This window comes from Zoogloea sp. (genome assembly GCF_041904905.1).
Classification (GTDB): Bacteria; Pseudomonadota; Gammaproteobacteria; order Burkholderiales; family Rhodocyclaceae; genus Zoogloea.
Genome location: NZ_JAYRMI010000063.1, coordinates 1 through 24,898 on the forward strand (window position 1 = coordinate 1; position 24,898 = coordinate 24,898).

General features: G+C 66.4%; 22 protein-coding genes. 12 read left to right on the forward strand and 10 right to left on the reverse strand.

All coding sequences use genetic code 11. The features are described 5' to 3' along the window. Positions 1–73: 73 nt before the first annotated feature. From ACE3N6_RS15145 to ACE3N6_RS15165, 5 genes are all read left to right on the forward strand, one after another. Entirely contained in the window at positions 74–1,264 is a 1,191-nt protein-coding gene (locus tag ACE3N6_RS15145) for an acetyl-CoA C-acetyltransferase (protein WP_374246616.1), read from the forward strand. Between the two features lie 459 nt (positions 1,265–1,723). Further along, complete coding sequence (locus ACE3N6_RS15150; protein ID WP_374246617.1) at positions 1,724–2,872, forward strand: acyl-CoA dehydrogenase family protein; 1,149 nt, start codon at positions 1,724–1,726, stop codon at positions 2,870–2,872. Positions 2,873–3,423: 551 nt separating this feature from the next. Then, positions 3,424–4,659, forward strand: coding sequence for a CaiB/BaiF CoA transferase family protein (locus tag ACE3N6_RS15155; RefSeq protein ID WP_374246618.1), 1,236 nt, complete (start codon positions 3,424–3,426; stop codon positions 4,657–4,659). A 22-nt stretch (positions 4,660–4,681) separates the two neighbouring features. Then, positions 4,682–5,458, forward strand: a complete 777-nt coding sequence (locus ACE3N6_RS15160) for an enoyl-CoA hydratase (protein ID WP_374246619.1) — start codon at positions 4,682–4,684, stop codon at positions 5,456–5,458. 278 nt (positions 5,459–5,736) lie between these two features. Further along, entirely contained in the window at positions 5,737–7,482 is a 1,746-nt protein-coding gene (locus ACE3N6_RS15165; protein ID WP_374246620.1) for a hypothetical protein, read from the forward strand. 109 nt (positions 7,483–7,591) lie between these two features. On the opposite strand, the gene ACE3N6_RS15170 is transcribed toward ACE3N6_RS15165, so the two are convergent. The 5 genes from ACE3N6_RS15170 to ACE3N6_RS15190 all read right to left on the reverse strand — a co-directional run bounded on the left by ACE3N6_RS15170 (position 7,592) and on the right by ACE3N6_RS15190 (position 14,455). Continuing rightward, positions 7,592–9,331, reverse strand: coding sequence for a protein kinase (locus ACE3N6_RS15170; RefSeq protein ID WP_374246622.1), 1,740 nt, complete (start codon positions 9,329–9,331; stop codon positions 7,592–7,594). A 2-nt stretch (positions 9,332–9,333) separates the two neighbouring features. Continuing rightward, entirely contained in the window at positions 9,334–10,146 is an 813-nt protein-coding gene (locus ACE3N6_RS15175) for a formate/nitrite transporter family protein (RefSeq protein ID WP_374246623.1), read from the reverse strand. 144 nt (positions 10,147–10,290) lie between these two features. After that, on the reverse strand, positions 10,291–10,629 hold the full coding sequence (gene nirD, locus ACE3N6_RS15180; RefSeq protein ID WP_374246624.1) for a nitrite reductase small subunit NirD: 339 nt from the start codon (positions 10,627–10,629) through the stop codon (positions 10,291–10,293). Positions 10,630–10,640: 11 nt separating this feature from the next. Next, positions 10,641–13,169 carry a nitrite reductase large subunit NirB gene (gene nirB / locus ACE3N6_RS15185; protein WP_374246625.1) on the reverse strand — a complete coding sequence of 843 codons (2,529 nt, stop codon included), beginning with the start codon at positions 13,167–13,169 and terminating at the stop codon, positions 10,641–10,643. Positions 13,170–14,086: 917 nt separating this feature from the next. Beyond that, the gene (locus ACE3N6_RS15190) at positions 14,087–14,455 is read right to left on the reverse strand and encodes a hypothetical protein (RefSeq protein ID WP_374246626.1); all 369 of its coding nucleotides are present in this window, start codon (positions 14,453–14,455) and stop codon (positions 14,087–14,089) included. A gap of 212 nt (positions 14,456–14,667) precedes the next feature. On the opposite strand from ACE3N6_RS15190, the gene ACE3N6_RS15195 reads away from it, so the two are divergent. From ACE3N6_RS15195 to ACE3N6_RS15215, 5 genes are all read left to right on the forward strand, one after another. Continuing rightward, positions 14,668–15,102 carry an SRPBCC domain-containing protein gene (locus ACE3N6_RS15195; RefSeq protein ID WP_374246627.1) on the forward strand — a complete coding sequence of 145 codons (435 nt, stop codon included), beginning with the start codon at positions 14,668–14,670 and terminating at the stop codon, positions 15,100–15,102. A 518-nt stretch (positions 15,103–15,620) separates the two neighbouring features. After that, positions 15,621–16,403: an NYN domain-containing protein gene (locus ACE3N6_RS15200; RefSeq protein ID WP_374246628.1), complete on the forward strand. Its 783-nt coding sequence runs from the start codon at positions 15,621–15,623 to the stop codon at positions 16,401–16,403. 41 nt (positions 16,404–16,444) lie between these two features. Continuing rightward, the gene (locus ACE3N6_RS15205) at positions 16,445–17,131 is read left to right on the forward strand and encodes an endonuclease/exonuclease/phosphatase family protein (RefSeq protein ID WP_374246629.1); all 687 of its coding nucleotides are present in this window, start codon (positions 16,445–16,447) and stop codon (positions 17,129–17,131) included. A gap of 868 nt (positions 17,132–17,999) precedes the next feature. Further along, on the forward strand, positions 18,000–18,500 hold the full coding sequence (locus ACE3N6_RS15210; protein WP_374246630.1) for a hypothetical protein: 501 nt from the start codon (positions 18,000–18,002) through the stop codon (positions 18,498–18,500). 18 nt (positions 18,501–18,518) lie between these two features. Next, on the forward strand, positions 18,519–18,893 hold the full coding sequence (locus tag ACE3N6_RS15215) for a response regulator (protein WP_374246631.1): 375 nt from the start codon (positions 18,519–18,521) through the stop codon (positions 18,891–18,893). Between the two features lie 98 nt (positions 18,894–18,991). Here ACE3N6_RS15215 and gpmI read toward each other — a convergent pair whose 3' ends face one another. The 5 genes from gpmI to rsmI all read right to left on the reverse strand — a co-directional run bounded on the left by gpmI (position 18,992) and on the right by rsmI (position 23,996). Beyond that, the gene (gpmI, locus tag ACE3N6_RS15220; RefSeq protein WP_374246632.1) at positions 18,992–20,644 is read right to left on the reverse strand and encodes a 2,3-bisphosphoglycerate-independent phosphoglycerate mutase; all 1,653 of its coding nucleotides are present in this window, start codon (positions 20,642–20,644) and stop codon (positions 18,992–18,994) included. Positions 20,645–20,737: 93 nt separating this feature from the next. Beyond that, positions 20,738–21,556 carry a DUF3025 domain-containing protein gene (locus tag ACE3N6_RS15225; RefSeq protein WP_374246633.1) on the reverse strand — a complete coding sequence of 273 codons (819 nt, stop codon included), beginning with the start codon at positions 21,554–21,556 and terminating at the stop codon, positions 20,738–20,740. Continuing rightward, positions 21,553–21,999 carry a hypothetical protein gene (locus ACE3N6_RS15230; protein ID WP_374246634.1) on the reverse strand — a complete coding sequence of 149 codons (447 nt, stop codon included), beginning with the start codon at positions 21,997–21,999 and terminating at the stop codon, positions 21,553–21,555. Before ACE3N6_RS15230 ends, ACE3N6_RS15225 begins: the two co-directional genes overlap by 4 nt. A 21-nt stretch (positions 22,000–22,020) precedes the next feature. Continuing rightward, the gene (pyrC, locus tag ACE3N6_RS15235) at positions 22,021–23,055 is read right to left on the reverse strand and encodes a dihydroorotase (RefSeq protein ID WP_374246635.1); all 1,035 of its coding nucleotides are present in this window, start codon (positions 23,053–23,055) and stop codon (positions 22,021–22,023) included. 59 nt (positions 23,056–23,114) lie between these two features. Then, the gene (rsmI, locus tag ACE3N6_RS15240) at positions 23,115–23,996 is read right to left on the reverse strand and encodes a 16S rRNA (cytidine(1402)-2'-O)-methyltransferase (protein WP_374246636.1); all 882 of its coding nucleotides are present in this window, start codon (positions 23,994–23,996) and stop codon (positions 23,115–23,117) included. 65 nt (positions 23,997–24,061) lie between these two features. Between rsmI and ACE3N6_RS15245 the strand changes: the two genes are divergently transcribed. After that, on the forward strand, positions 24,062–24,430 hold the full coding sequence (locus ACE3N6_RS15245; protein WP_374246637.1) for a YraN family protein: 369 nt from the start codon (positions 24,062–24,064) through the stop codon (positions 24,428–24,430). Beyond that, on the forward strand, positions 24,420–24,794 hold the full coding sequence (locus ACE3N6_RS15250; protein WP_374246638.1) for an HIRAN domain-containing protein: 375 nt from the start codon (positions 24,420–24,422) through the stop codon (positions 24,792–24,794). The genes ACE3N6_RS15245 and ACE3N6_RS15250 overlap by 11 nt, the downstream gene beginning before the upstream one ends. Positions 24,795–24,898: the final 104 nt, after the last annotated feature.

Consider the following 24,898-nt stretch of genomic DNA (forward strand, 5'->3'; position numbering starts at 1 on the left):
AACCGCCCAGCCCGGCCTCCTCACTCCTCACTCCTCACGCCTCACGCCTCACAGAACTTAAAAGGAATTCCGAATGAGCAACGCCAACGACCCGATCGTCATCGTCTCCGCCGCCCGCACCCCGATGGGTGGCTTCCAGGGTGACTTCGCCAGCCTCACCGCCGCCCAGCTCGGCGGCATCGCCATCAAGGCCGCCGTCGAGCGCGCCGGCATCGCCGCCGACACCGTCGAAGAAGTCATCTTCGGCTGCGTGCTGCCCGCCGGCCAGGGCCAGGCCCCGGCCCGTCAAGCTGCCCTCGGTGGCGGGCTGCCCCTGTCGGCCGGCTGCACCACCGTCAACAAGATGTGCGGCTCCGGCATGAAAGCCACCATGCTCGCCGCCGACCTCCTCACCGCCGGCACCAACGACGTAATGATCGCCGGCGGCATGGAATCCATGACCAACGCCCCCTACCTGCTGCCCAAGGCCCGCGGCGGCTTCCGCCTCGGCCACGGCCAGGTGATGGACCACATGTTCCTCGACGGCCTCGAAGACGCCTACGAGAAGGGCCGCCTGATGGGCACCTTCGCCGAAGACTGCGCCGGCCTTTACAACTTCACCCGCGAGCAGCAGGACGCCTACGCCATTGCGTCCCTCACCCGCGCCCAGGCCGCCATCAAGGACGGCTCCTTCGAGTGGGAAATCACCCCCGTCACCGTGGCCGGCCGCAAGGGCGACGTGACCATCGCCAGCGACGAGCAGCCCCCCAAGGCCAACCTCGACAAGATCCCCACCCTCAAGCCCGCCTTCCGCAAGGACGGCACCGTGACCCCGGCCAACTCCAGTTCCATCTCCGACGGCGCCGCCGCGCTGGTGTTGATGCGCGCCTCCACCGCCGCAGCCAAGGGCCTCACGCCGATCGCCAGGATCGTCGGCCACAGCACCCACGCCCACCAGCCCAACCTGTTCGCCACCGCCCCGGTCGGTGCCATGCAGAAGCTCCTCGCCAAGACCGGCTGGAGCGTCGCCGACGTGGATCTGTGGGAAATCAACGAAGCCTTCGCCGTGGTCACCATGGCCGCCATCCATGATCTGAAGCTGGATCACGCCAAGGTAAACATCCACGGCGGCGCCTGCGCCCTGGGCCACCCCATCGGCGCCTCCGGTGCCCGCATCATCGTCACCCTCCTCGGCGCCCTCAAGAAGACCGGCGGCAAGCGCGGCATCGCCAGCCTGTGCATCGGCGGCGGCGAAGCCACGGCCCTGGCCGTGGAGATGCTGTAAGGCAGCCCCGGAAGTCGGGTTACGCCCTACGGGCTAACCCGACCTACGAAGGCTGACCCGGCACACGACCGCTCAGGAAAGGCTCGGAGCCAGAATAAAGCCCGTTCCATCCCGCCGAGCAGCGGAGCAACAGGCGGGGCTTTCCGGCGCAGCTGTCTGAGCCCGCAGGGCGAGTTCTGCGCCGGCCGCCTGTTGCGAGCAGCGCAGGGAAGTCATCCGCAAAGCGGATGACCGGGATGGCCGGGTCGCCTTTCTTGCCTACTTCTTTGGCGACGCAAAGAAGTAGGTCGCCTGCGGGGGCGAGTCCCCGCCAACGCAACTCCAGACAACGGAAAGCCGTCCTGCAACCCCACGGCGACAACAGGGCCGACGGACCGAACGCCGCGCTCCAGACAACCCGCCGGCCGGTGCAAACGGCCCACACGAACAACGCAAGAAACACCAAAAGGACACCGCACCATGATCCTCACCCAAGAACAGGAAATGATCCGCGACTCCATGCGCGCCTTCGCCCAGGAGCGCCTCGCCCCCTTCGCCGCCGAATGGGACAAGCACCACACCTTCCCCGCCCAGGCCCTCAAGGAACTCGGCGAGCTGGGCGCGATGGGCATGTGCGTGCCCGAAGAATGGGGCGGCGCCGGCATGGACTACATGAGCCTGGTGCTCACCCTCGAAGAAATCGCTGCCGGCGATGGCGCCACCTCCACCATCGTGTCGGTGCAGAACTCGCTGGCCTGTGGCATCACCCAGAAGTACGGCACCGACCGGCAGAAGGAAGAATGGCTCAAGCCGCTCGCCCGCGGCGAGAAGCTCGGCTGCTTCTGCCTGACCGAGCCCCACACCGGCTCCGACGCCGGCGCCATCACCACCCGCGCCGACCGAGTGCAGGACAGTGAAGGCGACAGCTTCGTGCTCAACGGCGTCAAGCAGTTCATCACCACCGGCAAGCACGCCCACATGGCCATCGTCTTCGCCGTCACCGACAAGGCCGCCGGCAAGAAGGGCATCAGCTGCTTCCTGGTGCCCACCGCCACCCCGGGCTTCATCGTCGGCCGCACCGAAGAGAAGATGGGCCAGCACGCCTCCGACACCGTGCAGATCATCCTCGAGAACTGCCGCGTGCCCGCCACCGCGCTGCTGGGCAAGGAGGGCGAAGGCTACAAGATCGCCCTCTCCAACCTCGAAGCCGGCCGCATCGGCATCGCCGCCCAGAGCATCGGCATGGCCCGCGCCGCGTTCGAAGCCGCCGTCCGCTACGCCCGTGAGCGCGTCACCTTCGGCGTGCCGATCATCGAGCACCAGGCCGTCAACTTCAAGCTGGCCGACATGAACACCCTGCTCGACGCCGCCCGCCTGATGGTGTGGCGCGCCGCCCAGCTCAAGGACGCCGGCAAGCCCTGCCTGAAGGAAGCCTCGATGGCCAAGATGTTCGCCTCCGAAGCCGCCGAAAAGATCGCCTCCGACGCCATCCAGATCCACGGCGGCGTGGGCTACACCAGCGACTTCCCGGTCGAGCGCATCTACCGCGACGTGCGCATCTGCCAGATCTACGAAGGCGCCAACGACATCCAGCGGCTCGTCATCGGCCGGAGCATCGCGGCGGAGTAAAGGGCGCGCCGGGCTACTGCGCGGCCCGATCTTGCGATTCCGGTACTCGCCGTACTCAAGTACGGCTGCGTTCCTCGTCGCAACCTCAGGCCGCTCGCTACGCCCTTCACACCCTTTACGACGCGTGAGTTGTCGAGGCGAACGCAAGTTCGCCACGGAAAGACCATCCCAAACCACCCGAGGCTCCCGAAGAGGCTCGGTGCTCAACCAAAGCCCGTCTGAACCGCCGAGCAGCGGAGAAGCGGGCGGGGCCTTCCGGCGCGGCTGTCTGAGCCGGCGCAGCCGGCGAGTTCCGCGCCGGCCGCCCGCTTCGAGCAGCGCAGGGAGTCATTCGCATAGCGAATGACCGGTGAAGCCGGGTCGCCTTCTTTGCTTCCTTTCTTGGCGAAGCAAGAAAGGAAGTCGCCCGCCGGGGGCGGAGGCGGGGTTTCGCGGAGCACTGCTCCGCGCCGCCGCAGCCGGCCGGGTGTGCAAACCCGGCCGTGGAACGACACCCCGGCCAACGGCGCATACAACAAGCACCGCATACAAAAATAAAGGAGACAAAACCAATGGGCCCCCTCCACGGCATCAAAGTCGTCGAATTCGCCGCCCTCGGCCCCTGCCCCATGGCCGCGATGATCCTCGCCGACCTGGGCGCCGAAGTCGTGCGCATCGAACGCAAGCCCGCCCCCGGCGCCAAGCCGGCTTCGGCCAGTCGGGGCGACGCCGGGCCGTCCCAAGACGCCCCGACGCCCCCTCGGGGGGCGGAAGCGCCGCCAAGCGGCGGTTCCGGGGGCAGTCCACTCTTCGATCCCAACATCGACATCCTCAACCGCTCCCGCCGCGTCGTCACGCTCGATCTCAAGAAGCCCGAAGGCCTCGCCGCCGCCCGCGAGCTGGTGGCAAAAGCCGACATCCTCGTCGAGGGCTACCGCCCCGGCGTGATGGAGCGCCTGGGCCTGGGGCCGGACGACAGCCTCAACGCCAACCCACGCCTCGTCTATGGCCGCATGACCGGCTGGGGCCAGAGCGGGCCGCTGGCCCACGCCGCCGGGCACGACATCAACTACCTGTCGCTCTCCGGCGCGCTGCACGCCATCGGCGAGCCCGGCGGCAAGCCGGTGGTGCCCCTCAACCTGGTGGCCGACTGCGGTGGCGGTGCGATGCTGCTGGTGGTCGGCGTGCTCGCCGCGCTCACCGAGGCGCGCGGCTCGGGCCAGGGTCAGGTGGTGGACGCGGCGATGACCGACGGTTCGGCGCTGCTCATGACCATGATGTACACCCTCAAGGCCATGGGCCAGTGGGGGCAGACCCGCGGCAGCAACCTGCTCGACGGCGGCGCCCACTTCTACGACACCTACCGCTGCGCCGACGGAAAGTACCTCTCCATCGGCCCCATCGAGCCGCAGTTCTACGCGCTCTTCCTGCAGAAGGCCGGCATCGACGACCCGGATTTCAGCCAGCAGTGGGACCGCGCCCGCTGGCCCGAACTCAAGACCCGCCTCGCCGCCCATCTGGCCACCCGCACGCGCGACGCGTGGTGTGTGCTCATGGAGGGTAGCGATGCCTGCGTGGCGCCGGTGCTGGACATGGACGAAGCGCCGGAACACCCGCACAATCGGGCCCGCGGCACTTTCATCGAGGTGGGCGGCGTCGTGCAGCCCGCCCCGGCCCCCCGCTTCAGCCGCAGCACCCCGGCAACACCGCGGCCGCCGCAAGTCGGCGCCACGGGCGAGGACGTGCTCGCAGACTGGGGCTTCACCCCCGACGCCATCGACGGCCTGCGCCGTGCCGGGGCGATCTGACCAAAACACACCTGGAGGACACATGGATTACCAGAACATCATCGTCGAGACCCGCGGCAAGGTTGGCCTCATCACCCTCAACCGCCCCAAGGCCCTCAACGCCCTCAACGACGACCTCGTCGATGAGCTGGGCGTGGCGCTCGACGGCTTCGAGGCCGACGAGAACATCGGCTGCGTGGTCATCACCGGCTCCGAGAAGGCCTTCGCCGCCGGCGCCGACATCGGCATGATGGCCAAGTTCAGCTACATGGACGCCTACAAGGGCGACTACATCACCCGCAACTGGGAGCGCCTCAAGACCTTCCGCAAGCCGGTGATCGCCGCGGTGGCCGGCTTCGCCCTGGGTGGCGGCTGCGAGCTTGCCATGAGCTGCGACATGATCTTTGCCGCCGACACCGCCAAGTTCGGCCAGCCGGAAGTGAAGCTCGGCACCCTGCCCGGCGCCGGCGGCACCCAGCGCCTGCCCCGCGCCATCGGCAAGGCCAAGGCCATGGACATGTGCCTCACCGCCCGCATGATGGACGCCCTTGAGGCCGAGAAGGCCGGCCTCGTGGCCCGCGTGATCCCCGCCGACAAGCTGGTGGAGGAAGCCCTCGCCGCCGCCGCCACCATCGCCGGCTACTCGCTGCCGGTGGTCATGATGATCAAGGAATCCATCAACCGCAGCTTCGAATCCAGCCTCAACGAGGGCCTGCTCTTCGAGCGCCGCGTCTTCCACGCCGCCTTCGCCCTCGACGACCAGAAGGAAGGCATGGCCGCCTTCGTCGAGAAGCGCAAGGCCGAGTTCAAGAACCAGTAACTCCGCGGTTCGGCGGCAACAGGAAGGGAGGCTACGGCCTCCCTTTTTGTTGTAACGCGCCACTTATCACAGATTGCGTCTCGTTGCTGCCCGGGAGCACGCCCACGGACTACACAGGTCAATGCAATCAGAGACACGAAAGAACTCAATCCATATAAAAGCGAACCAAGAACCTTAGAATCCAAATATCATTACAGTAACTCATGGATTAGTTCGCAAGCATCAAGGAACCATCCACGTACCGTCTCACCAAAACTTCCTAGTTGGAGACTCAACGAATGCGCAGGTCTATCGTCATTGCGACTAGTGTCGCGCTATGCACCGGATGCACCTCAATTCAACAACAGGCGCAGACCGGCCAACGCTCAACACAAGCAGGAAACAACGGGCTGATAAACGTGTTCGTTCCTGGCGCCGTACCAAATGCCTACGACCCGCCGGGCAAAACCTATAACCCGCTCTTGAGCCCTCGCACCAAACCTCCTGCATTCAAAGAGTCTGCTCCGCTATCCATCCACTGCGTACCGGGGCGCCTCGATCCAAATCTGCTCCGTACAGCAAGCATCAGCGTTGACACCCGTCGCTTTGACGATCTGATGCTCACGGGCCAATCGATAGCCGCTGATCGACATGTTTGGCGCTTCAACGTCGATCGGACCAACGCGCAGATCAAGGTGGCCTCTCATCCTCGATTCGACGCACCGCCACGCCCGAACTCAGGGCAACCCACAGCGCCTGTACAGCAGCGCAAACCCGTAGATTTTGGAAGTCTGATCGGCAGCGCAGGTCAGCAACGGCCGCGCTACGGCTTAGTCACACCCGCAGAGGCAAGTGCAAGGTCAATCGATTTCGATAAAATGCGTGCCGATCTTGAACATAACCGAGTGGTGCTCGCCCAACAGGATGAAACCCTGAAAGCGCGCGAGCAAGGTTACGCAGATCAGCTTCTGAACATTTACCAAGCCGCACTTAATTCCTTTGTGTCTTCCCAGGGTGGAAAGCCCGGGCTTCAAGACCTGAACGGTTTTGATCGTTTTCGGCAGAACAACATCGAAATATGCCTACTGCGCGCACGCCCTGCGGAGCCCTCTCAGCAAAGCCCTTCCGAAATTTATACACGATTCGCACAATCCATCCTGACCGAAGCACGCCCCGAAGCTCTGCGCCAGATCAACCAAACGCAAGATACAGCGGGGCTTCAGGATGTACTGGGTCGTCTTTACTCCACACCTTTCCTACGCACACTCGCGGAGCAGGACAAGGTGCTCACCGATGGCACCCGAAGCAAACGGGCCCAGCTTGAGGCCAAGGAAGAGCGGGCCCGCGAACTAGCACGCCGAGCAGCAGAGGCAGAAGTTGCGCGCCAGCAAGCTCAGCTTCAGAAGCAAATGCTCGACAAAGCCGCCCGCAATATCGCCCCGACCAACGACGAGGTATTGCGACTGCTCAGTGTCTACATGATGGAAAAAACCAACCAGACCGGCCCCTACGGTCGCCTCGTCCGCACGAGCCCGGCTTCCTTTGACTATTACAGCAGGCCAAGTCTGCTCGGAGAGTTCCGCCTCGGCTCGTTTACCTCAAGTATTTACGGCTTTTCATGCAAACCAGTAAAGAATCGCCAGAAATGCCAATTCAGCGAGGGCCGTAGCTACGACACGGTCTATCTCCCCCTATTCTCTGAAGCGAGCGTCACTGAACAGGGGACGTATTCCGGCATGACTCATGAGGTCGAGTTTTTCTGGACTAAGGACGGCCTGCAATCTCCAGAGCTGAAAAAGAGGCTCATTGCCGCCGGTCCCACTCAGCCCAGAGGCCGCAGCAACAGGAGTTCAGACGACGACTCCGAGCAATCCCGGCAGGATCGAAGGCGAGAGCAAGACGACTATATCCGTGAGAGATCCCAGGACGAAGCTGCTGAACGCCAACGCCAGCAAGATGAAGCCCAGCGGCAATGGCAGGCAGAGCAAGAGCGTCGCCGAGAAGCGAATTCACGGCGCTGCCCGGGCATCAATATCTGCAACTAGCGCCGACATCCTTGAAACCAACAAGGCCGAGTTCAAGAACCAGTAACTCCGCGGTTCGACGGACGAAGGAAAGGGGGCTTCGGCCCCCTTTCTGCGTTCACCGCCCCGCTCAGTGCCCGAAGGCCCGTAGCGCCAGCAGCGCCACCACCGCCAGCCCCAGCAGCGCGGTGCTGCCCTTCCAGAACAGCACCGGGTCGCGGTCGATCAACGGGGTGACGCGCCGATGCTGGAACTGCGCGCCCGGCGCCTTCAAGTCCTGCACGAACTCCGAGATCACCGCCTGCCGCTTGTCCGGCTGGGGGCTGAGGGCCTTGGCGAGCACCGCGTCCACCCACGCCGGCAGATCGGGGCGCAGATGGCGCGCCGGCACGTAACGCAGGCGGCGCAGGTCAGCCGTGCTGCGCACGCGGGCGGCCTCCAGCCCGTAGGGCAGCTGGCCGGTGAGGAGCTGGTAGGCGATGGCCGCCAGCGAGAACAGCTCGCTCTGCGGGCTGCCGCCTTCGCCCAGCAGGTATTCCGGCGCAGCGTATTGCAGGGTGCCGGGCACCCCGGCGGCGAGGGCGTCCCGGCGATACTCCGCCAGCCCCTCCACGTGGGCGTTGGCCAGGTCGATGAGCGTCACCGTGCCCTGGGCGTCGATCATCGCGTTCTCGGGGCGCAGATCCTGATGGAGCATCTCGCGCCGGTGCAGGGCCTGCAGTCCCTGGGCGATCTGCGCGACGATGCCGCGCACGCTCTCGAGGCTCGGCTTCGGGTTATCCACCCGCCACTGGGCGAGGGTCTGGCCGTCGATGAAGGCCATCGCCACGAAGAGGTGGCTGCGCGGGCGGTTGCCAGGCCAGGTCTTCGCCACATGGGGGCTGTCCACCCGGCGGGCGATCCATTCCTCCAGCACGAAGCGGTCGAGGTAATCGGCGTCCTGGCTCAGGTCCACCGATGGCGTCTTGATGACGTACTGCAGCCCGCTGGCCCGATCCACCGCCAGATGCAGGTGGCTGCGGGCGCTCACCTGCAGCTCGCGCAGGATGGTGAAGCCCTCGAAATCCATCCCCGGCGCGAGGGCGGGCGGCAAGGCCAGCCCCTCCCGGTGCAGCTGCGGGTGGGGCGCATCGCTCGCCGGCAGCGCGTCGATGCGCAGCAGCTGCAGGGTGGCGTCGTCGGTGGAGCCGCGGCGGCGGGCCAGCCCGACGAGTTCCACCGCCGCCGCGTCCAGGTCGTCCCCGTGGCGGGCCAGCGCGGCGTGGATGTCGTCGGCCTGCACAAAACCGTAGGCGCCGTCGGTGGCCAGCAGGTACACCTCGCCCACCTCGGCCGCCCAGCCCCGGTAATCGATCTCCACATGGGGCCCGGTGCCCAGCGCCCGCCCCAGATACGACTCGGTGGACGACATGCGCACCCGGTGATCCTCGGTGAGCTGTTCCAGCGCCTGGGCGTGCAGCCGGTAGATGCGCGAATCGCCCACGTGGAGCAGGTGCAGGTCGCGCCCCTTGAGGATGAGGGCGCTGAAGGTGCACACGAAGCCCCGGTCCTTCTCGAAGCGCCCCTCGCCCCCCATCGTCTGGGAATACAGCCACGAGTTGGTGGCGGAGAGCACCCGCTCCGCCGCCCGCCGCACCGACCACGCCTCGGCGGTGGCGTAGTAATCCTCCAGGAAGGCCCCCACCGCCGTCTGGCTGGCGAGCCGACTCACGCTGCTGGAGCTGATCCCGTCGGCAATCGCCAGCGCGATGCCCTTGCTGGCCAGCAGGTGGCCCTTGGGCAGCAGGGCCCCGTGGAAATCCTGATTGACGGGGTGATCCCCGGCCAGGGATGCCTGACCAAGGCTCACCCGCAGGGCGGCCGTTGCCACGCTCAGGCGGCGCGGCGCTTCGGCGCGGTCTTGTAGTGGGTGGAGTACAGGGTGGCGCCCACGAAGGTCAGGCCGCCGACGAGGTTGCCCAGCACGGTGGGGATCTCGTTCCAGATCATGTAATCCATGAAGGTGAAGTTGCCGCCCAGCATCAGGCCCGACGGGAACAGATACATGTTCACGATGCTGTGCTCGAAGCCCATGTAGAAGAACACCAGGATCGGCATCCACATGGCGATGACCTTGCCCGACACGCTGGTGGACATCATCGCGGCCACCACGCCGGTGGACACCATCCAGTTGCACATCACGGCGCGGATGAACAGGGTGAGCATGCCGGCGGCGCCGTGGGCGGCGTAGCCCACCGTGCGGCCTTCGCCGATGTGGCCGATCTTCACCCCGACGGCGTTGGGCGCCTCGGTGAAGCCGCTGGTGAAGATGATGGCCATGAACACCGCCACGGTGAGGGCGCCGGCGAAGTTGCCGGTAAACACCAGCCTCCAGTTGCGCATCACGCCGCCCCAGGTGGCCCCGGCGCGCTTGTCCATCACCGCCAGCGGGGCCAGGGTGAACACCCCGGTCAGCAGGTCGAAGCCCAGCAGGTAGAGCATGCAGAAGCCCACCGGGAACAGCAGCGCGCCGATCAGCGGGTTGCCGGTGTTCACCGACACGGTCACCGCAAAGGCGGCCGCCAGCGCCAGGATGGCGCCGGCCATGTAGGCGCGGATCAGGGTGTCGCGGGTGGACATGAGCAGCTTGGATTCACCGGCGTCCACCATCTTGGTGACGAATTCGGCAGGAGCGAGGTAGGCCATTTTGGTTTCCTTCGTGGAAGCCGGCAGCGTCGATCGCTCCGTGCCTGCCCGGCCCTGGGGCCGGACGGCACGGTTCCGTCGAGGGTTTTATTGCCGGCGGGTTGATTCAGGCGATGGGGGTTGCGGTACTGCGGATCGGCGCGGTCAGCCCAGGGCCACCTGCACGGTGCCATCCTCGACGCGCACCGAGTGGGCGCGCACCGAATGTTCCGGCGCCTCCAGGCACACCCCGTCGGCGAGGTCGAAGTGGTTCTTGTAGAGCGGCGAGGCCACCACGACGTGTTCCCCCAGGTTGCCCACCAGCCCCCGGGAGAGGACGCTGGCGCCGGATTTCGGGTCCACGTTGTCGATGGCGTAGAACTGCGTGTCGCCCACGCGGAAGACCGCCACGTGGCGCCCGGCCACCAGCGCGCTGACGCCGGTGTTGGGCAGGATGTCGTCCACCGCGCACACGGTGGTCCATTCAAGGGGTGCGATGCTCATGGGCGTGCTCCTCAGGCGGGTTCGGCAAGGGTGGCGGCGGCGCGTTCTTCGGGGCGGGCGGGGCGGATCTGGCCGCGCTCCTCCACGAAGACGATGTGCTCGTCGGCCTTGTCGCTATTGACGAAGGTGCGGAAGCGCTTGCGCACGTCCGGGTTGGTGACGGCGGTCTTCCATTCGCACTGGTAGGTCTCCACCACGTGCTGCATCTGGGCCTCCAGTTCGGCGGCAAGGCCCAGGCTGTCGTTCACCACCACGTCCTTCAGGTAGTCGAGGCCGCCTTCCAGGTTGTCGCGCCAGGTGCTGGTGCGCTGCAGGCGGTCGGCGGTGCGCACGTAGAACATCAGGAAGCGGTCGATCAGCTGCACCAGCTTCTCCTTGGAGAGGTCGGCGGCGATCAGCTCGGCGTGGCGCGGCTTCATGCCGCCGTTGCCGCACACGTAGAGGTTCCAGCCCTTGTCGGTGGCGATGATGCCCACATCCTTGCCCTGGGCTTCGGCGCACTCGCGGGTGCAGCCCGATACGCCGAACTTGATCTTGTGGGGGGCGCGCAGGCCCTTGTAGCGGTTCTCCAGCTCCACCGCGAGGCCCACGCTGTCATCCACGCCGTAGCGGCACCAGGTGGAGCCGACGCAGCTCTTCACGGTGCGCAGGCTCTTGCCGTAGGCGTGGCCGGATTCGAAGCCGGCAGCGATCAGCTCTTCCCAGATCAGCGGCAGCTGCTCGACGCGGGCGCCGAACAGATCGACCCGCTGGCCGCCCGTCACCTTGGTGTAGAGGCCGTACTTCTTGGCCACCTGGCCCACGGCGATCAGGCCGTCCGGGGTCACCTCGCCGCCGGGCATGCGCGGCACCACCGAATAGGTGCCGTCCTTCTGGATGTTGCCCAGGAAGTAGTCGTTGCTGTCCTGCAGGGCGGCCAGATCCTTCTTCAGCACGAACTCGTTCCAGCACGAGGCGAAGATGCTCGCCGCGGTGGGCTTGCAGATGTCGCAGCCAAGGCCCTTGCCGTGTTTGGCGATGAGTTCGTCGAAGGTCTTGATCTCGCCCACCTTGATGAGGTGGAAGAGTTCCTGGCGCGAATACGGGAAGTGCTCGCACAGGTGGTTGTTCACCGCCATGCCCAGGCGCGCCATCTCCGCCTTCATCACCTGGGTAACCAGCGGCACGCAGCCGCCGCAGGTGGCACCCGCCTTGGTGCAGGCCTTCATGTCGCCGATGTTGTTCACACCGTCGGCCACCGCCGCGCAGATCTGGCCCTTGGTGACGTTGTTGCACGAGCAGATCTGGGCGCTGTCGGGCAGGGCATCCACGCCCAGGCCCGGCTTGGCTTTGCCGTCGCTGGACGGCAGGATCAGGAACTCGGGGTCGGCCGGCAGCGCGATGCCGTTCAGCGCCATCTGCAGCAGGGTGCCGTATTCGTCGGCGTTGCCCACCAGCACGGCGCCGATCAGGCGCTTGCCGTCCTCGCTCACCACGATCTTCTTGTAGACCTGCTTCACCTCGTCCATGTAGCGGAAGCTGCGGCAGTTGGGCGTGCGGCCCTGGGCATCGCCGATGCTCGCCACATCCACGCCCATCAGCTTGAGCTTGGTGCTCATGTCGGCGCCGGCAAAATCGCTGCCCGACTGGCCGGCGATGTGGCGGGCCACCACGCGGGCCATGTCGTAGCCCGGCGCCACCAGGCCATACACCATGTCCTTCCACGCCGCGCATTCGCCGATGGCGTAAATGTCCGGATCGCTGGTGCCGCAGTGGTCATTCACCGCCACGCCGCCGCGGGCGCCCACCGCCAGCGCGTTCTGGCGGGCGAGTTCATCCCGCGGGCGGATGCCGGCGGAGAACACGATCATGTCGGTCTCGAGGTAGGAGCCATCGGCAAACACCATGCGATGCCGGCCGCGGGCGCCATCGACGATCTCCACGGTGTTGCGGCTGGTGTGCACCTTCACGCCCAGTTCTTCGATCTTGCTGCGCAGGATGCGGCCGCCGTCGTCATCCACCTGCACCGCCATCAGGCGCGGGGCAAACTCCACCACGTGGGTCTCGAGGCCCAGATCGCGCAGGGCCTTGGCGCATTCCAGGCCCAGCAGCCCGCCGCCCACCACCACGCCGGTCTTCGAGCGGGCGCCGCATTCGGTCATCGCCTCCAGATCCTCGATGGTGCGGTACACAAAGCAGTCGGCCCGGTCGTTGCCCTTCACGGGGGGCACGAAGGGCGTGGAGCCGGTGGCCAGCACCAGCTTGTCGTAGGCCAGCACCTCGCCGTCGGCGGTGGTCACCGTCTTGTTGCGACGATCGATGGCGGTGGCACGGGTGTTGAGCCGCAGGGCAAAGCCGGTCTTGTCAAAGAAGCCCGGCTCCACCAGCGAGAGGTCGTCGGCCGTCTTGCCGGCGAAGAATTCGGAGAGATGCACCCGGTCGTAGGCAGCCCGGGGCTCCTCGCACAGCACGGTGACTTCGGTAGGGGCGACTGCGAGCGACTGAAGTTCTTCGAGGAACTTGTGGCCCACCATGCCGTGGCCGACAACAATGATTTTCATGATGAATCCTGCACGTCCGGGCACCTGCCGGGGACATTCAGGACATCCTTGCCAGGGCTCGGGAGACGAGCGGCGCAGACATCATGGCCCCCGCGGAACGCGGATCAAAGTCGGGTTGGAACAACGAGGTTGCAGGTGCTTGCGCACGCGACGCTCTCGGGTTCCGCCGTCGTTGGCGGAGGCAATGCCGCCCGCGGCGACACTGCCGACGGGCAACAAGCACTTAGCAGGCATCGTGCCAGGCGGTTTTTCGCGGAAAACCGGGGGTGCGAGGGCCCCGAGCAGCCCTAATGCGGTGCAACAAGCACCGGCTTGGTGCATCAAGCCACCGCCCGCCCCACCCCCATCGTTCGCCCCCCACTTCACCCCGCCCCCCTCCACCCGCTATCGCGTCGGCCGAAAGCCCGACCGACGCAGGCATCCGCACACCGACCTGCAGTGCATCGCGCAGGGTTGCGAATGCTTCATGCAGCCCTGCGAATGCTTCGCGCAGCCCTGCGAATGCTTCACGCAGCCCTGCGAATGCTTCGCGCAGCCTTGCGAATGCTTCACGCAGCCCTGCGAATGCTTCACGCAGCCCTGCGATTGCTTCACGCAGCCCTGCGATTGCTTCACGCAGCCTTGCAAATGCTTCACGCAGCCTTGCGAATGCTTCACGCAGCCCTGCGAATGGGGCCTGTCCGAATTTTTGTGTTTGAGGCATCACCCAGTCCCGCAAAGGAGGGGGCATGCCAAGGAAGCAGCAGAGGGCGCCATCGGGAACAATGGCCTGTCGATCATGCATGGCGGGTGTCGGGTTACGCTGCGCCGCCCCGACCTACATCAGCGGGCAACAACCCAAGGCGACAAGGCTTACACGGCCAAGGCGCGGCGGTGAACGAAGGATGGCGAGTCTCGCGATGCAGCGCGCTGCGCGCTCACGTCGTGCCGCCGCCCTTGCCCTCGTCGGGTTTGCTTTCGGTGGATTGCCCGGGCTCCGGCGGGGCGGCCACGTTCTCCACGCCGGCGTAGAGCGCCGCGAAGAGGCTCACCAGAAACGTGGTGGGCACCACAAAATAGGCGAGCCACATGCCATGCCCGGTGGCCTGATCGCCGGCCGCGGGCAGAAAGATGGCGGCGAAGAGGTAACTGAAGACCCCCGCCGCGCCCTGGGTGCCTAGGCAGGCCACCACAGCCCCCACCATCGGCGGCGTGATACGGGTGCACCACTTCGCCACGCGATAGCCCAGGTAGGCGATACCCCCTACCAGCAGCACCGCACTCGCCACATCCGCTCCGGTTGCCATCACCGCACTCTTTACCCAAGACGCTGAAGCCAGCAAGCATCAGCATACCCGGACCGGGTCCAGTCGCGTAGCGCAGCGCAACCCGACACGGCGCGATTGGCAAAAGGCGAACAAACCATCTGGCTACACGGCCTGACAAGCCACCGCCCCAATCGCTATAGTGGGCATGCACACCCAATCTGCAAGCCATCACCCGGAGGCGACGCAAGGCCATGACCACCTTCAGCACCACCCGCTATTTCGCCGCTTCGCCAGCCACCCTCTTCGAGGCCATCCGCAACCCCGAACGCCTCGTCCGCTGGTGGGGGCCACTCGGCTTCACCAACCGCTTCCACGCCTTCGACTTCCAGCCCGGCGGCGAATGGCGCTTCGACATGATCGGCCCCGACGGCACCGTTCACCCCAACGAATCCCGCTTCGAGCACATCGAACCCGAACGCCGCGTGGTGATCCAGCACACCTGCGCACCCTTCTTCCGACTCGCCATCACCCTCGAACCCACCGGCGACGGCACCACGCTCCACTGGGATCAGACCTTCGCCGACGCCCGCATCGCCGAAGCCGTCGCCCACATCGTGAAGCCGGCGAACGAGGAGAATCTGGATCGGTTGGGGGTGGAGATCGCAGGGCTCCCGCAGATTACGTAGGTCGGGTTAGCGTAACCCGACACGGCGCGATTGAAGAAAGGCGAGCATGCCATCTGGCAACATCGATACGGCCAGGCCCGCCCCACGGATTGGTCATACGCCAGCCCTGTCCGCTATATCAGGCCAGCGTTTATGCGCTGGATCGAGGGGCGACTCGATGTGTTTTGAAAGCGTCGGGTGCGAGTAGCATCCGGCTGGGGATGTCGGGTTACGCTGCGCTAACCCGACATAGGCTGGAACCAGACCTTCGCCGACGCCCGCATCGCCGAAGCCGTCGCCCACATCGTGAAGCCGGCGAATGAGGAGAATCTGGATCGGTTGAGATGGGACTGAGTCTGGCCAGATAAGGCGCGCCGGCGCTCACCCCCGAACACCCGTCAGGATCACACGCCTCGCGCGGGGCGATGACGGGACGGCAGTCCTGCCAGCCCGAACGTGCCGGTGCCTGACGGTCACCGGGGCATACCACGCTGTTTGCCATTAACATTAGTACGTTCCCACAGCATCCCCCGCCCACGATGAGCGCCCCCCACCTGCCCGCCGAAGCCCGCGTTGCCGTCCTCGTCGATTGCGACAACACCACACCCGACATCCTCGAATACGCCCTGCGCGTAGTGGCGCAATTCGGCCGCGTGGTGCTGCGTCGCGGCTACGGCAACCACACCACGCTCTCGAAAACGTGGCAGGAAGCCCTCGTCCGCCAAGCCTTCACGCCCTGCCTGCAGTACCAATACGCCGCGGGGAAGAACACCGCCGACATCGCCCTGGCCCTCGACGCCCTTGAGGCGATGTTCGACCACCGGGCCGACAAGTTCTGCCTCGTCACCAGCGACTCAGACTTCGCCTATCTGTGCCGCAAGCTCCGCGAACGGGGCGCCACCGTCTGCATCGTTGGCGAAGCAAAGACCCCCGACGCCCTGCGCAACGCCAGCGACCAGTTCTTCGAATGGACGCCGGCCCCCGCCCCGGTTGCGAGCACCACCGAACACCCTGCCGACAAACCGGCCCCGGCAAAGACCGAGCCCCTCAAGCCCGCTGTCGTCAAACGCCGCCCCAAGTTCGTCGCCGACGCCGTCGCCCTCCTCGCCGCCGGCACATCGGAGGGCCGCATCTCTCTTGCATCCCTCGGCCAGTACCTCAAACGCACCGACCCCGGCTTTTCACCCGCCAATTACGGACACTCGGGCCTGCTGGACATGGTGAAGACCTACGATCTGCTGGCCCTGAAGAAGGAGGATGGCGGGCATTACACGGTGGGATTGAGCGAAGGGGATGTGGCAAATGGAGGGGGGCATCGGTGAGATGCCGGCGCTTCGATACTTGACGTTGAGGATCAGAAGAAATGCGCGTTGTGACCTGGAATGCTGGGCGCGGACAATTTTCGAAAAAGGCCCCGTGGATCGATCACCTTCAGGCTGACATTGCCGTCATCCAGGAAATAGCGAGGCCACGAGCTGAACTCAAAGGAGTCAGTTGGTTCGGACTCAATCCCAACCAAGGCGTGGCCGTGATAGCTCGCCCCCCTTACTCGGCGACGCCCCTGCCCGAAAAATCCGGTGTGCCTAGTTATATTGTGCCCTTTCAAATCACCGGCCCCGTTGAGTTCACCCTTTTTGCAGTCTGGACTCTGGGTGACCAGAACCTTAAGTACGTGCGTGCCGCCACCGCGGCTATCGAGCTATACGACGACGCTTTCAGGAATGGGCCCGTCGTCTTTATGGGCGACTTCAACTCCAATGCAATCTGGGACGGAGATCACCCCAAGCATCTGAATCATTCTGCAATGGTTGAAAAGCTCGCCGCGCAGGGACTAGGAAGCGCCTTCCACGCTATGCGGGGCGTACCGCATGGAAGTGAGAGCGAACCCACGTTCTTTCTCCACAAGAACCCATCGAAGGGTTACCACATTGATTACTGCTTCATGCCCTTTTCCTGGTTGGATCGCCTGAAACATGTCGACATCGGCACCCATGCAGCGTGGTACCGGGCAAGCGACCACACTCCGCTCCTCGTCGAGGTCGATGCTTAGTTCAAGTCACGCAGGATCGGCTCAGGGCAACGCAACCCGACGCCTCGTGCATCAAAAATAGCGTTGTCACTCCAGCAGAATTCGCCTCCCACAGCCCCCGGCAACCGCGCGATTCGTTCATGTTTTCGTTTCAACACGTCGGGTTACGTTTCGCTGACAGTCTCAACATCCGCTGCGGTACGCTGTACGTCGCGCGATAAAGCCGCGCAGTGCCGGTGACCTCGACGTCAGGCGGTCAGTCAAGTAAGTGAGGGCATCATGAAAGAACTATCGTGCTTAATTGCTTGTCTGCTTTTTCCAACCGTCGCCTCGGCCGCAGGCTACGGTGGCGCGGAGGGGCGCAATCGACTTAGCGAGCGCATCCACATTGGAAGCGATAGCTATTATGAGCTTTACATCATTCGCGGCCCCGGCAATGGAGTATGGTCCAGGCCTTATGACATGAATGTCGAGTGCCCTGAGTTCGGGAATGCGATGAATGGCGGGCGCACACGCATGTTTTCGTGCCCGGCTGGACGAAAGTTTCCGCTATCTGGTGCGACGTATCGAATCACGACCTCCAGCAAATATCGGCCGTGCGAATCAGCCCCCTACTTCGATAAGTCTCCTGGCACCATCTATCGGTGTATCAAAGGCTGCAACAGTAAAACTGTGCCAGCGATCTTCAAAGAGAGCCCTTGGGAATGTTAACGAGACCGCCTCCTGGTTCAATTCCTGCGGGGGGATGTCGGGTTACGCTGCGCTAACCCGACCTACGGAATCAGACGTTGCACAAACGAGCCGTTTTTTTGCCGACAATGTGGAAGCCCCAGCGCTTCAAGGCCTTCCGGTCAGCAATAGCGCGAAAGTTGCCTTCAATCACGCTCCCATGCATCTCCGCTACCTCGCCGTTCTCCTCTGCTCCGCCGTCTTCTCCTTGGGATCGGCCAAGACGCTCGTCGAGGGGCTGGCGAGCGGGCAGTATCGCGGCGCGAAGTCGGTGCAGGTCTTCTTCAGCACGTCGCCGATCCAGTTCAGCCTGATGACGGCGTTTTTCGGGGTGGTGTGCGTGCTCTTCGGGTATCTGGCGTGGGCCACCTTTCGCGATGGGCCGGTGCGGGTGGAGGCGGATCTGGATGCCGTGAAGGCGGAGCGCATCGCACAGAGGACACGCGTCCGAAAGAAGGCGCCGCCATCCACCGCCGGCCTGCTGCTCAAGATCGTCGTGGCTGCAGCCGCTATTGGGATTGGGGTGCCGTTCAAGGTGGGCCTTTCGGCCTTGCTCGGCAAACCTTTGGCGGATGCGGCGTTCGGCCTGTGGGTGCTGGTCTTCGTGGTGTGGATCGGGATTGAGGGCTGGCGCCGGGCGCAGCGGGGAGATGAGGTTTAGCCGACGGAGGCCAGTTGCATGAACAAGGCGGCGCGACGCGTTCTGGTGGTCGATGACATGGCATCCATACGGAGTGTCGTGATGGCGCTGCTCAAGAGCGAGGGCTTCGAGGCGATGGGGGCGGGAAGCGGGCAGGCCGCCCTCGATCTGCTGTCCAAGAAGCAGTTCGATCTGGTGTTGAGCGACTGGAACATGCCGGAGATGAACGGCAGCGAGCTGGTGCAGAAGATCCGCGCCACGCACAAGACTCTGCCCATCGTGATGGTGACCGCCGAGAACGACCCCGGGCGGGTCACCGAGCTGCGCGACCTGGGGGTGAATGGCTATCTGATAAAGCCGTTCAAGCCGGCGGCGCTGCTGGCGGTGCTGGGCCGGATCTTCCCGACGGGCTAGCCGCCCGCCGCACAGGCGAGGCGGGCTGAAAGACACAGGGCGCGCACCCTGCGGTACGCGCCCTTTGTGATTTACGGCCCGGCTGCGGCCGATCCGGCTTACTTCACTTCAAGCACGCTGTCGTCCCACTTGGCGTGCTTGTCGAGCCCGACCAGATTGGCGACGGTGGCGGCGATGTTGGAGAGGCCGGCGGTTTCCGTCTGCTTGAGGCCCAGCTTGCCGCCGGTCACCTTGTCGAACAGCACCAGCGGCACCGGGTTGAGGGTGTGGGCGGTCTTGGCCTTGAAGCTGCCGTCCTTGTTCTGGGCGGGCTGCTTGGTCTTCTTGTCCAGCTCGAACATCTCGTCGGCGTTGCCGTGGTCGGCGGTGATGAGGGCCACGCCGCCGGCGGCCTCGATGGCGGGCAGGAGGCGCGCGAGGGCCAGATCGACGGCCTCGACGGCCATGGTGGCGGCGCGGAAGTTGCCGGTGTGGCCGACCATGTCGCCGTTGGCGAAGTTGCAGCGGAGCACCTTGTACTGGCCGGACTTGACCGCGGCAATCATCGCGTCGGCGATCTCGGCGGCCTTCATCCAGGGGCGCTGCTCGAAGGGCACGACGTCGCTGGGGACTTCCTGCCAGGTCTCGCCGTCGAACTTGCCGGAGCGGTTGCCGTTCCAGAAGTAGGTGACGTGGCCGAACTTCTGGGTTTCGGAGCAGGCGAACTGGGCGAGGCCCATCTTGCTGAACCACTCGCCGGACGTATCCTTGATGGCCGGCGGGGCGACGAGGAAGCGCTTGGGCAGCTGCAGGTCGCCGTCGTACTGGAGCATGCCGGCGTAGGTGACCTTGGGCGCGCGCACGCGGTCGAACTTGTCGAAGTCGTCCTCGACGAAGGCGCGGGTGATCTCGATGGCGCGGTCGCCGCGGAAGTTGTAGAAGACGACGGAGTCGCCGTCTTCGATGGTGCCGATGGGCTTGCCGCCCTCGGCGATCACGAACTCGGGCAGATCCTGGTCGATGGTGCCGGGGTTACGCTCGCGCAGGCCATTGACGGCCTCGGTGGCGTTGGCGAACTGCGGGCCTTCGCCCAGCACGTGGGTCTTCCAGCCCTTCTCGACCATCGGCCAGTTGGCGTCGTAGCGGTCCATGGTGATGTACTGGCGGCCGCCGCCGGAGGCGATGCGGGCGTCGAAGCCGTCGGCGCTGATCTCGGCCAGGAAGGCCTCGAAGGGCACGACGTATTCCAGCGCGCTGGTTTCGGGCACGTCGCGGCCGTCGAGCAGGGCGTGGATGCGCACCGTCTTCACGCCCTCAAGCTTGGCCTGGGCGACCATCGCCTTGAGGTGGTCGATGTGGCTGTGCACGTTGCCGTCGGAGAACAGGCCGATGAAGTGGAGCACGCCCTCTTTTCCGTTCGCCCCGGCTTTGGCGCCCGCGACGATCTCCTTCCACGCGTCGCCGGCCCAGATGGCGCCGTCGGCGATGGCGTTGGCCACCAGCGCGGCGCCCTGGGCGTACACCTGCCCGGCGCCGATGGCGTTGTGGCCGACTTCGGAGTTGCCCATGTCGTCGTCCGACGGCATGCCGACCGCGGTGCCGTGGGCACGCAGCGTGATGTGCGGGCATTCGGCGAAGAGCTTGTCGAGGGTGGGCTTGCGGGCGGCGGCGATGGCGCTGCCGGCGTCGTTCTTGGGGATGCCGTAGCCGTCCATCACGATGACGACGACGGGGCCGGCGACGCCGGGGAAGGCGGAGAATTTCTGCAGCATGGCGGTTCCTGGAGATTGAATTCGGGGCCGGTGCGCGGGCACACCCGGACGGCATCCGGCAAGCCCGTTATTTTCCCGCAAATCGCGGGGCGCTTACAGCCTTGTGTGCACCTTGCCGCGATGCGCGGCACGGAGCGGGCGGAACTGGCGGGTGTCGCGGTAGTAGTCGGGCGATTCGCTGTGGGGGGTCACGCCGGGCACACCGAGCAGCGGCAGCGGAAAGAGATCGGCCTTGCCGAAGGGCTGCCCGGTGAGGCGATCCGCGAGCCAGGCGTCGGTGTCGCGCTGGCGCTCGGCGTCGGGCAGCGCCAGCCAGCCGGGCTCGACCACGCGGTACAGGGCCTTGGCGCACAGGCCGACGAAGGGGGCGCGGAGCTGATCCCAGCTGCCGTGGCCGAAGACGAGGAAGCGCGTGGTGTCGGCGAGGCGCTGGCGCCGGTGCCAGAAGGCGGCTTCCCATTCGTGGCGGGCGAGGTGCGCGGGGATGGCGGGGTCGGACGACACGACGACGATGCCGCATTCGTCGAACTGGGTGAGCGCGTCGCGCAGCGGGCCGCGGCCGGGCAGGCCGGCGGCGTGGCGGGCCTGCTGTTCGCGCAGGTGCAGCGCGTTGCAGGCGGCCTTGCTCGTGGGCCAGACGCACCACGCCAGCGCGTTGAAGAAGTCGTGCCAGTCGTCGGCGCGGGTGGGCACCTGGCCGGTGGCGTGGATGTGGGCTTCGTAGGCGATGTCGCCAGCCGGCGGGAGCGTGAAGCGGATCGGCAGGCCGGAGCCGGCCACGGCGGCAGGAGCCACTTCGGCCAGCAGCGCGGTGAGCGCCGCGGCGTCGGGCAGGCGCGCAAACGGAAACCGGGCGAGCAGCCCGGCGATGGGTTCGAACAGCGTCAGGCCGGCCAGCGCCGCCGGGCTCATTGGCCGGTGGGCTTGATCGGCGTGGCGGGTTTGTCGGCGGCGACGAACTGCAGGCGGTCGGCCTTGCGGGTGAAGGTGCCGACCAGCCGGCCGGGCGGCTCGGCGGGGGCGTCCTTCCAGGCCTGCAGCTCGCAGCGCTCGGTGCCGGCGAGATACCAGTTCTTGCCCTGCTTGAGCGCCCACAGCATGTCGCCGGCTTCGAAGACTTCCATCTTCACGCTGCCGGCCACGCCGGACTTGATGCTGTAGCGGCGCAGGCAGGTGGGCATCCGGGAGACGACGATGGCCTGGCTGACCTCGTCGTCCCAGAAGAGCTGCTGCTCGCGGACAAGGGAAATCGACTGGTCGCGCCCGTCGATGAGAAAGGCTGCGCCTTCGTATTCGCAGGCCGTGAGGGCCGGCAGGAGCGCCAGGAGCAGCAGTCGTTTCAGGGTCGGACGCATCGTCGGATCGGGGGAGTCGGGTCAGATGAGTTTCCAGCCGATGGTCTCGCCGGCGCGCAGGGGCACCAGCGGATCGTCGGGCAGGTAGTCGAGGCCGCCGGGCACGTCCCAGTTCTCCTTGACCAGGGTGATCCGGTCGGTGTTGCGGGGCAGGCGGTAGAAGTCGGGGCCGTTGAAGCTGGCGAAGGCTTCGAGCTTGTCCAGGGCGCCGGCCTGCTCGAAAGCCTCGGCGTACAGCTCGATGCCGGCGTGGGCGGTGTAGCAGCCAGCGCAGCCGCAGGCGGCTTCCTTGGTGCTCTTGGCGTGGGGGGCCGAATCGGTGCCCAGGAAGAACTTGGCGCTGCCCGACGTGGCCACGCGCACCAGCGCCTCCCGGTGGGTCTCGCGCTTGAGCACCGGCAGGCAGTAGTGGTGCGGGCGGATGCCGCCCGCGAAGATGGCGTTACGGTTGAGCAGCAGGTGGTGGGCGGTGATGGTGGCGCCCACGTTCGGCCCGGCATCGCTTACGAACTGCGCCGCCTCGGACGTGGTGATGTGCTCAAAGACGATGCGCAGGGACGGGTAGCGCGCTGCAACCGGCGCCAGTACGCGATCGATAAAGACGCGCTCGCGATCAAAGATATCAACGTCAGCATGGGTGACCTCGCCATGAACACAGAGAACGATGCCCCGCTCCGCCATCCGTTCGAGCACGGGGTAGATGCGGGCGATGTCGGTGACACCGGCGTCCGAGTTGGTGGTGGCGCCGGCCGGGTAGAGCTTGGCGGCGACCACGAAGCCGCTGTCGGCGGCCTTGTCGATCTCCTCGGGCTTGAGGGTGTCGGTGAGGTACAACGTCATCAGCGGGTCGAACTTGAGCCCGGCCGGCACCGCGGCGAGGATGCGCTCGCGGTAGGCGGCGGCCTGGTCGACGGCGGTCACCGGCGGACGCAGGTTGGGCATGATGAGCGCGCGGCCGAAGCGGCGGGCGGTGTCGGGCACGACCGCGGCCAGGGCGGCGCCGTCGCGCACATGCAGATGCCAGTCGTCGGGGCGGGTGAGGGTCAGGGTCGACATGGGATTTCGTCCGATGAAGCAATGTTTAACAGTTGCGGCATTTTACCAGCCACAGGGGGTCATTCCTCACTGCCGGCGCTCGATTTGACGCGCAGGCCGTGGGCGTAGAGGTCGTTCCTGGGGGCGCCGGCGATCTCGGCGGCCAGGCGCGCCGCGGTCTTGAGGGGCAGCTCGGCCATCAGCAGGCCCAGCACCCGCTCGGCTTCGGGCGAGAGCCCTTCGGTCGGCGGCGCGGCGGAGACCAGCAGCACGAACTCGCCGCGGGCGCGGTTGGGGTCGGCCGCCAGCCAGCCGGGCGCGTCGGCCAGGGGCATCCGCGCGATCTGCTCGAAGAGCTTGGTGAGTTCCCGGGCGACGACGATCTGGCGGGTCGGCTCGAGGGTTGCGGCGATGTCGGCGAGGGTCTCGGCGATGCGGTGCGGCGCTTCGTAGAACACCAGGGTGCCGGGCACGCTGCGCAGGGCCTCGAGCGCCGCCCGGCGGCCGGTGGGCTTGGTGGGCAGGAAGCCGTGGAAGTGGAAGTGGCCATCCGCCAGGCCCGAGGCCGACAGCGCGGCGATGGCGGCGCAGGCGCCGGGCACCGGCACCACCGGGTGACCGGCGTCCTGCACCCGCGCCACGGCCCGGGCGCCGGGGTCGGACACGGCCGGCGTGCCGGCGTCGGTGATGAGGGCGACGTGCTTGCCCTCCTCGAGCATCTTGATGACCAGCCCGGCGGCGGCCTGCTCGTTGTGTTCGTGGAGGGCGACGAGGCGGGTGCCGATGCCGAAGGCGTCGAGCAGCCGCTGGCTGTGACGGGTGTCTTCGGCGGCGATGGCGTCCACCGCCTTGAGCACCGCCAGCGCCCGCAGCCCCATGTCGTGCAGGTTCCCCAGCGGGGTGGCCACCACATACAATGACGGCGTCTTTGAGAGCGGGGATTCCGGCAGTGTGGGATGCATGGCGGGCGCGACGGGCGTCGCGGGATATATCGGCGGAGGGCGATTGTGGGCGCGACGGCGCGCCGATGCAAGCCACCCACCTGCGCGACGGGGCCGCCGCCGAAGCCCTGGCGGCCCGCCATCTGGAAGCCCACGGCTACGCCATCCTCGCCCGCAACGTGCGCTGCCGCGGCGGCGAGGTGGACCTGATCGCCGACGACGGCCGCAGCCTGGTGTTCGTCGAGGTGCGCCTGCGCAAGAGCGGCCGCTTCGGCGGCGCCGCGGCCAGCATCACCGGCGCCAAGCAGCGGCGGGTGATCCTCGCCGCCCAGCACTGGCTGGCCGGCGACGGCCGCCGCCACGCCAGCCGGGCCTGCCGCTTCGACGCGATCCTCCTCGACAGCCTCGACGCGGCCCGCATCGAGTGGATCCGCGGGGCCTTCGATGCTTCGTGAAATCTTGTGGAGCGCGGCGCTGGGCCTGGCCCTGGCCGCGCCGGCCGCGGCCCAGCAGCTGCGCGTGCTGGTGCAGACCTCGCCGCTGGCGGGCTTCCAGTACTACGGCGGCAAGATCCTGTGGGACGAGCTGCGCGAAGGCGACCGGCTCGTCCTCGTCCGCGAGCCGGACAACCGCCACGACCCCTTCGCGGTGCGGGTCGAATGGCGCGGCGCCAAGCTGGGCTACCTGCCCCGCGCCGCGAACCGCGAGGTGGCCGAGGAGATGGATCGGGGCACGCCCATCGTCGGTCGCATCGGCCGCCTCGCCACCGACCGGAACCCCTGGAAGCGTCTGCGGGTCGACGTGTACGTCGGTTTGTAAGCGGATCTCTCGCGCCATCGGCGCATTCGGATACGGATGCTAGAATCGCGCGGCTTTTCCCGTATCGCTTTCCCCGCGCCGGCGCCCGGCGCGCCTTCCGGACA

Excerpts from the sequence above, each read along its gene's own strand:
- ACE3N6_RS15230 (WP_374246634.1), bottom strand. The coding sequence starts at position 21,999 with ATGCGTCCGACCCTGAAACGACTGCTGCTCCTGGCGCTCCTGCCGGCC.
- ACE3N6_RS15175 (WP_374246623.1), bottom strand. The coding sequence starts at position 10,146 with ATGGCCTACCTCGCTCCTGCCGAATTCGTCACCAAGATGGTGGACGCC.
- ACE3N6_RS15165 (WP_374246620.1), top strand. The coding sequence starts at position 5,737 with ATGCGCAGGTCTATCGTCATTGCGACTAGTGTCGCGCTATGCACCGGA.
- ACE3N6_RS15145 (WP_374246616.1), top strand. The coding sequence starts at position 74 with ATGAGCAACGCCAACGACCCGATCGTCATCGTCTCCGCCGCCCGCACC.
- ACE3N6_RS15250 (WP_374246638.1), top strand. The coding sequence starts at position 24,420 with ATGCTTCGTGAAATCTTGTGGAGCGCGGCGCTGGGCCTGGCCCTGGCC.
- ACE3N6_RS15215 (WP_374246631.1), top strand. The coding sequence starts at position 18,519 with ATGAACAAGGCGGCGCGACGCGTTCTGGTGGTCGATGACATGGCATCC.
- nirD (WP_374246624.1), bottom strand. The coding sequence starts at position 10,629 with ATGAGCATCGCACCCCTTGAATGGACCACCGTGTGCGCGGTGGACGAC.
- ACE3N6_RS15155 (WP_374246618.1), top strand. The coding sequence starts at position 3,424 with ATGGGCCCCCTCCACGGCATCAAAGTCGTCGAATTCGCCGCCCTCGGC.
- ACE3N6_RS15150 (WP_374246617.1), top strand. The coding sequence starts at position 1,724 with ATGATCCTCACCCAAGAACAGGAAATGATCCGCGACTCCATGCGCGCC.
- ACE3N6_RS15205 (WP_374246629.1), top strand. The coding sequence starts at position 16,445 with ATGCGCGTTGTGACCTGGAATGCTGGGCGCGGACAATTTTCGAAAAAG.
- ACE3N6_RS15160 (WP_374246619.1), top strand. The coding sequence starts at position 4,682 with ATGGATTACCAGAACATCATCGTCGAGACCCGCGGCAAGGTTGGCCTC.
- rsmI (WP_374246636.1), bottom strand. The coding sequence starts at position 23,996 with ATGCATCCCACACTGCCGGAATCCCCGCTCTCAAAGACGCCGTCATTG.
- ACE3N6_RS15200 (WP_374246628.1), top strand. The coding sequence starts at position 15,621 with ATGAGCGCCCCCCACCTGCCCGCCGAAGCCCGCGTTGCCGTCCTCGTC.
- nirB (WP_374246625.1), bottom strand. The coding sequence starts at position 13,169 with ATGAAAATCATTGTTGTCGGCCACGGCATGGTGGGCCACAAGTTCCTC.
- ACE3N6_RS15210 (WP_374246630.1), top strand. The coding sequence starts at position 18,000 with ATGCATCTCCGCTACCTCGCCGTTCTCCTCTGCTCCGCCGTCTTCTCC.
- pyrC (WP_374246635.1), bottom strand. The coding sequence starts at position 23,055 with ATGTCGACCCTGACCCTCACCCGCCCCGACGACTGGCATCTGCATGTG.
- gpmI (WP_374246632.1), bottom strand. The coding sequence starts at position 20,644 with ATGCTGCAGAAATTCTCCGCCTTCCCCGGCGTCGCCGGCCCCGTCGTC.
- ACE3N6_RS15190 (WP_374246626.1), bottom strand. The coding sequence starts at position 14,455 with ATGGCAACCGGAGCGGATGTGGCGAGTGCGGTGCTGCTGGTAGGGGGT.
- ACE3N6_RS15195 (WP_374246627.1), top strand. The coding sequence starts at position 14,668 with ATGACCACCTTCAGCACCACCCGCTATTTCGCCGCTTCGCCAGCCACC.
- ACE3N6_RS15245 (WP_374246637.1), top strand. The coding sequence starts at position 24,062 with ATGCAAGCCACCCACCTGCGCGACGGGGCCGCCGCCGAAGCCCTGGCG.
- ACE3N6_RS15225 (WP_374246633.1), bottom strand. The coding sequence starts at position 21,556 with ATGAGCCCGGCGGCGCTGGCCGGCCTGACGCTGTTCGAACCCATCGCC.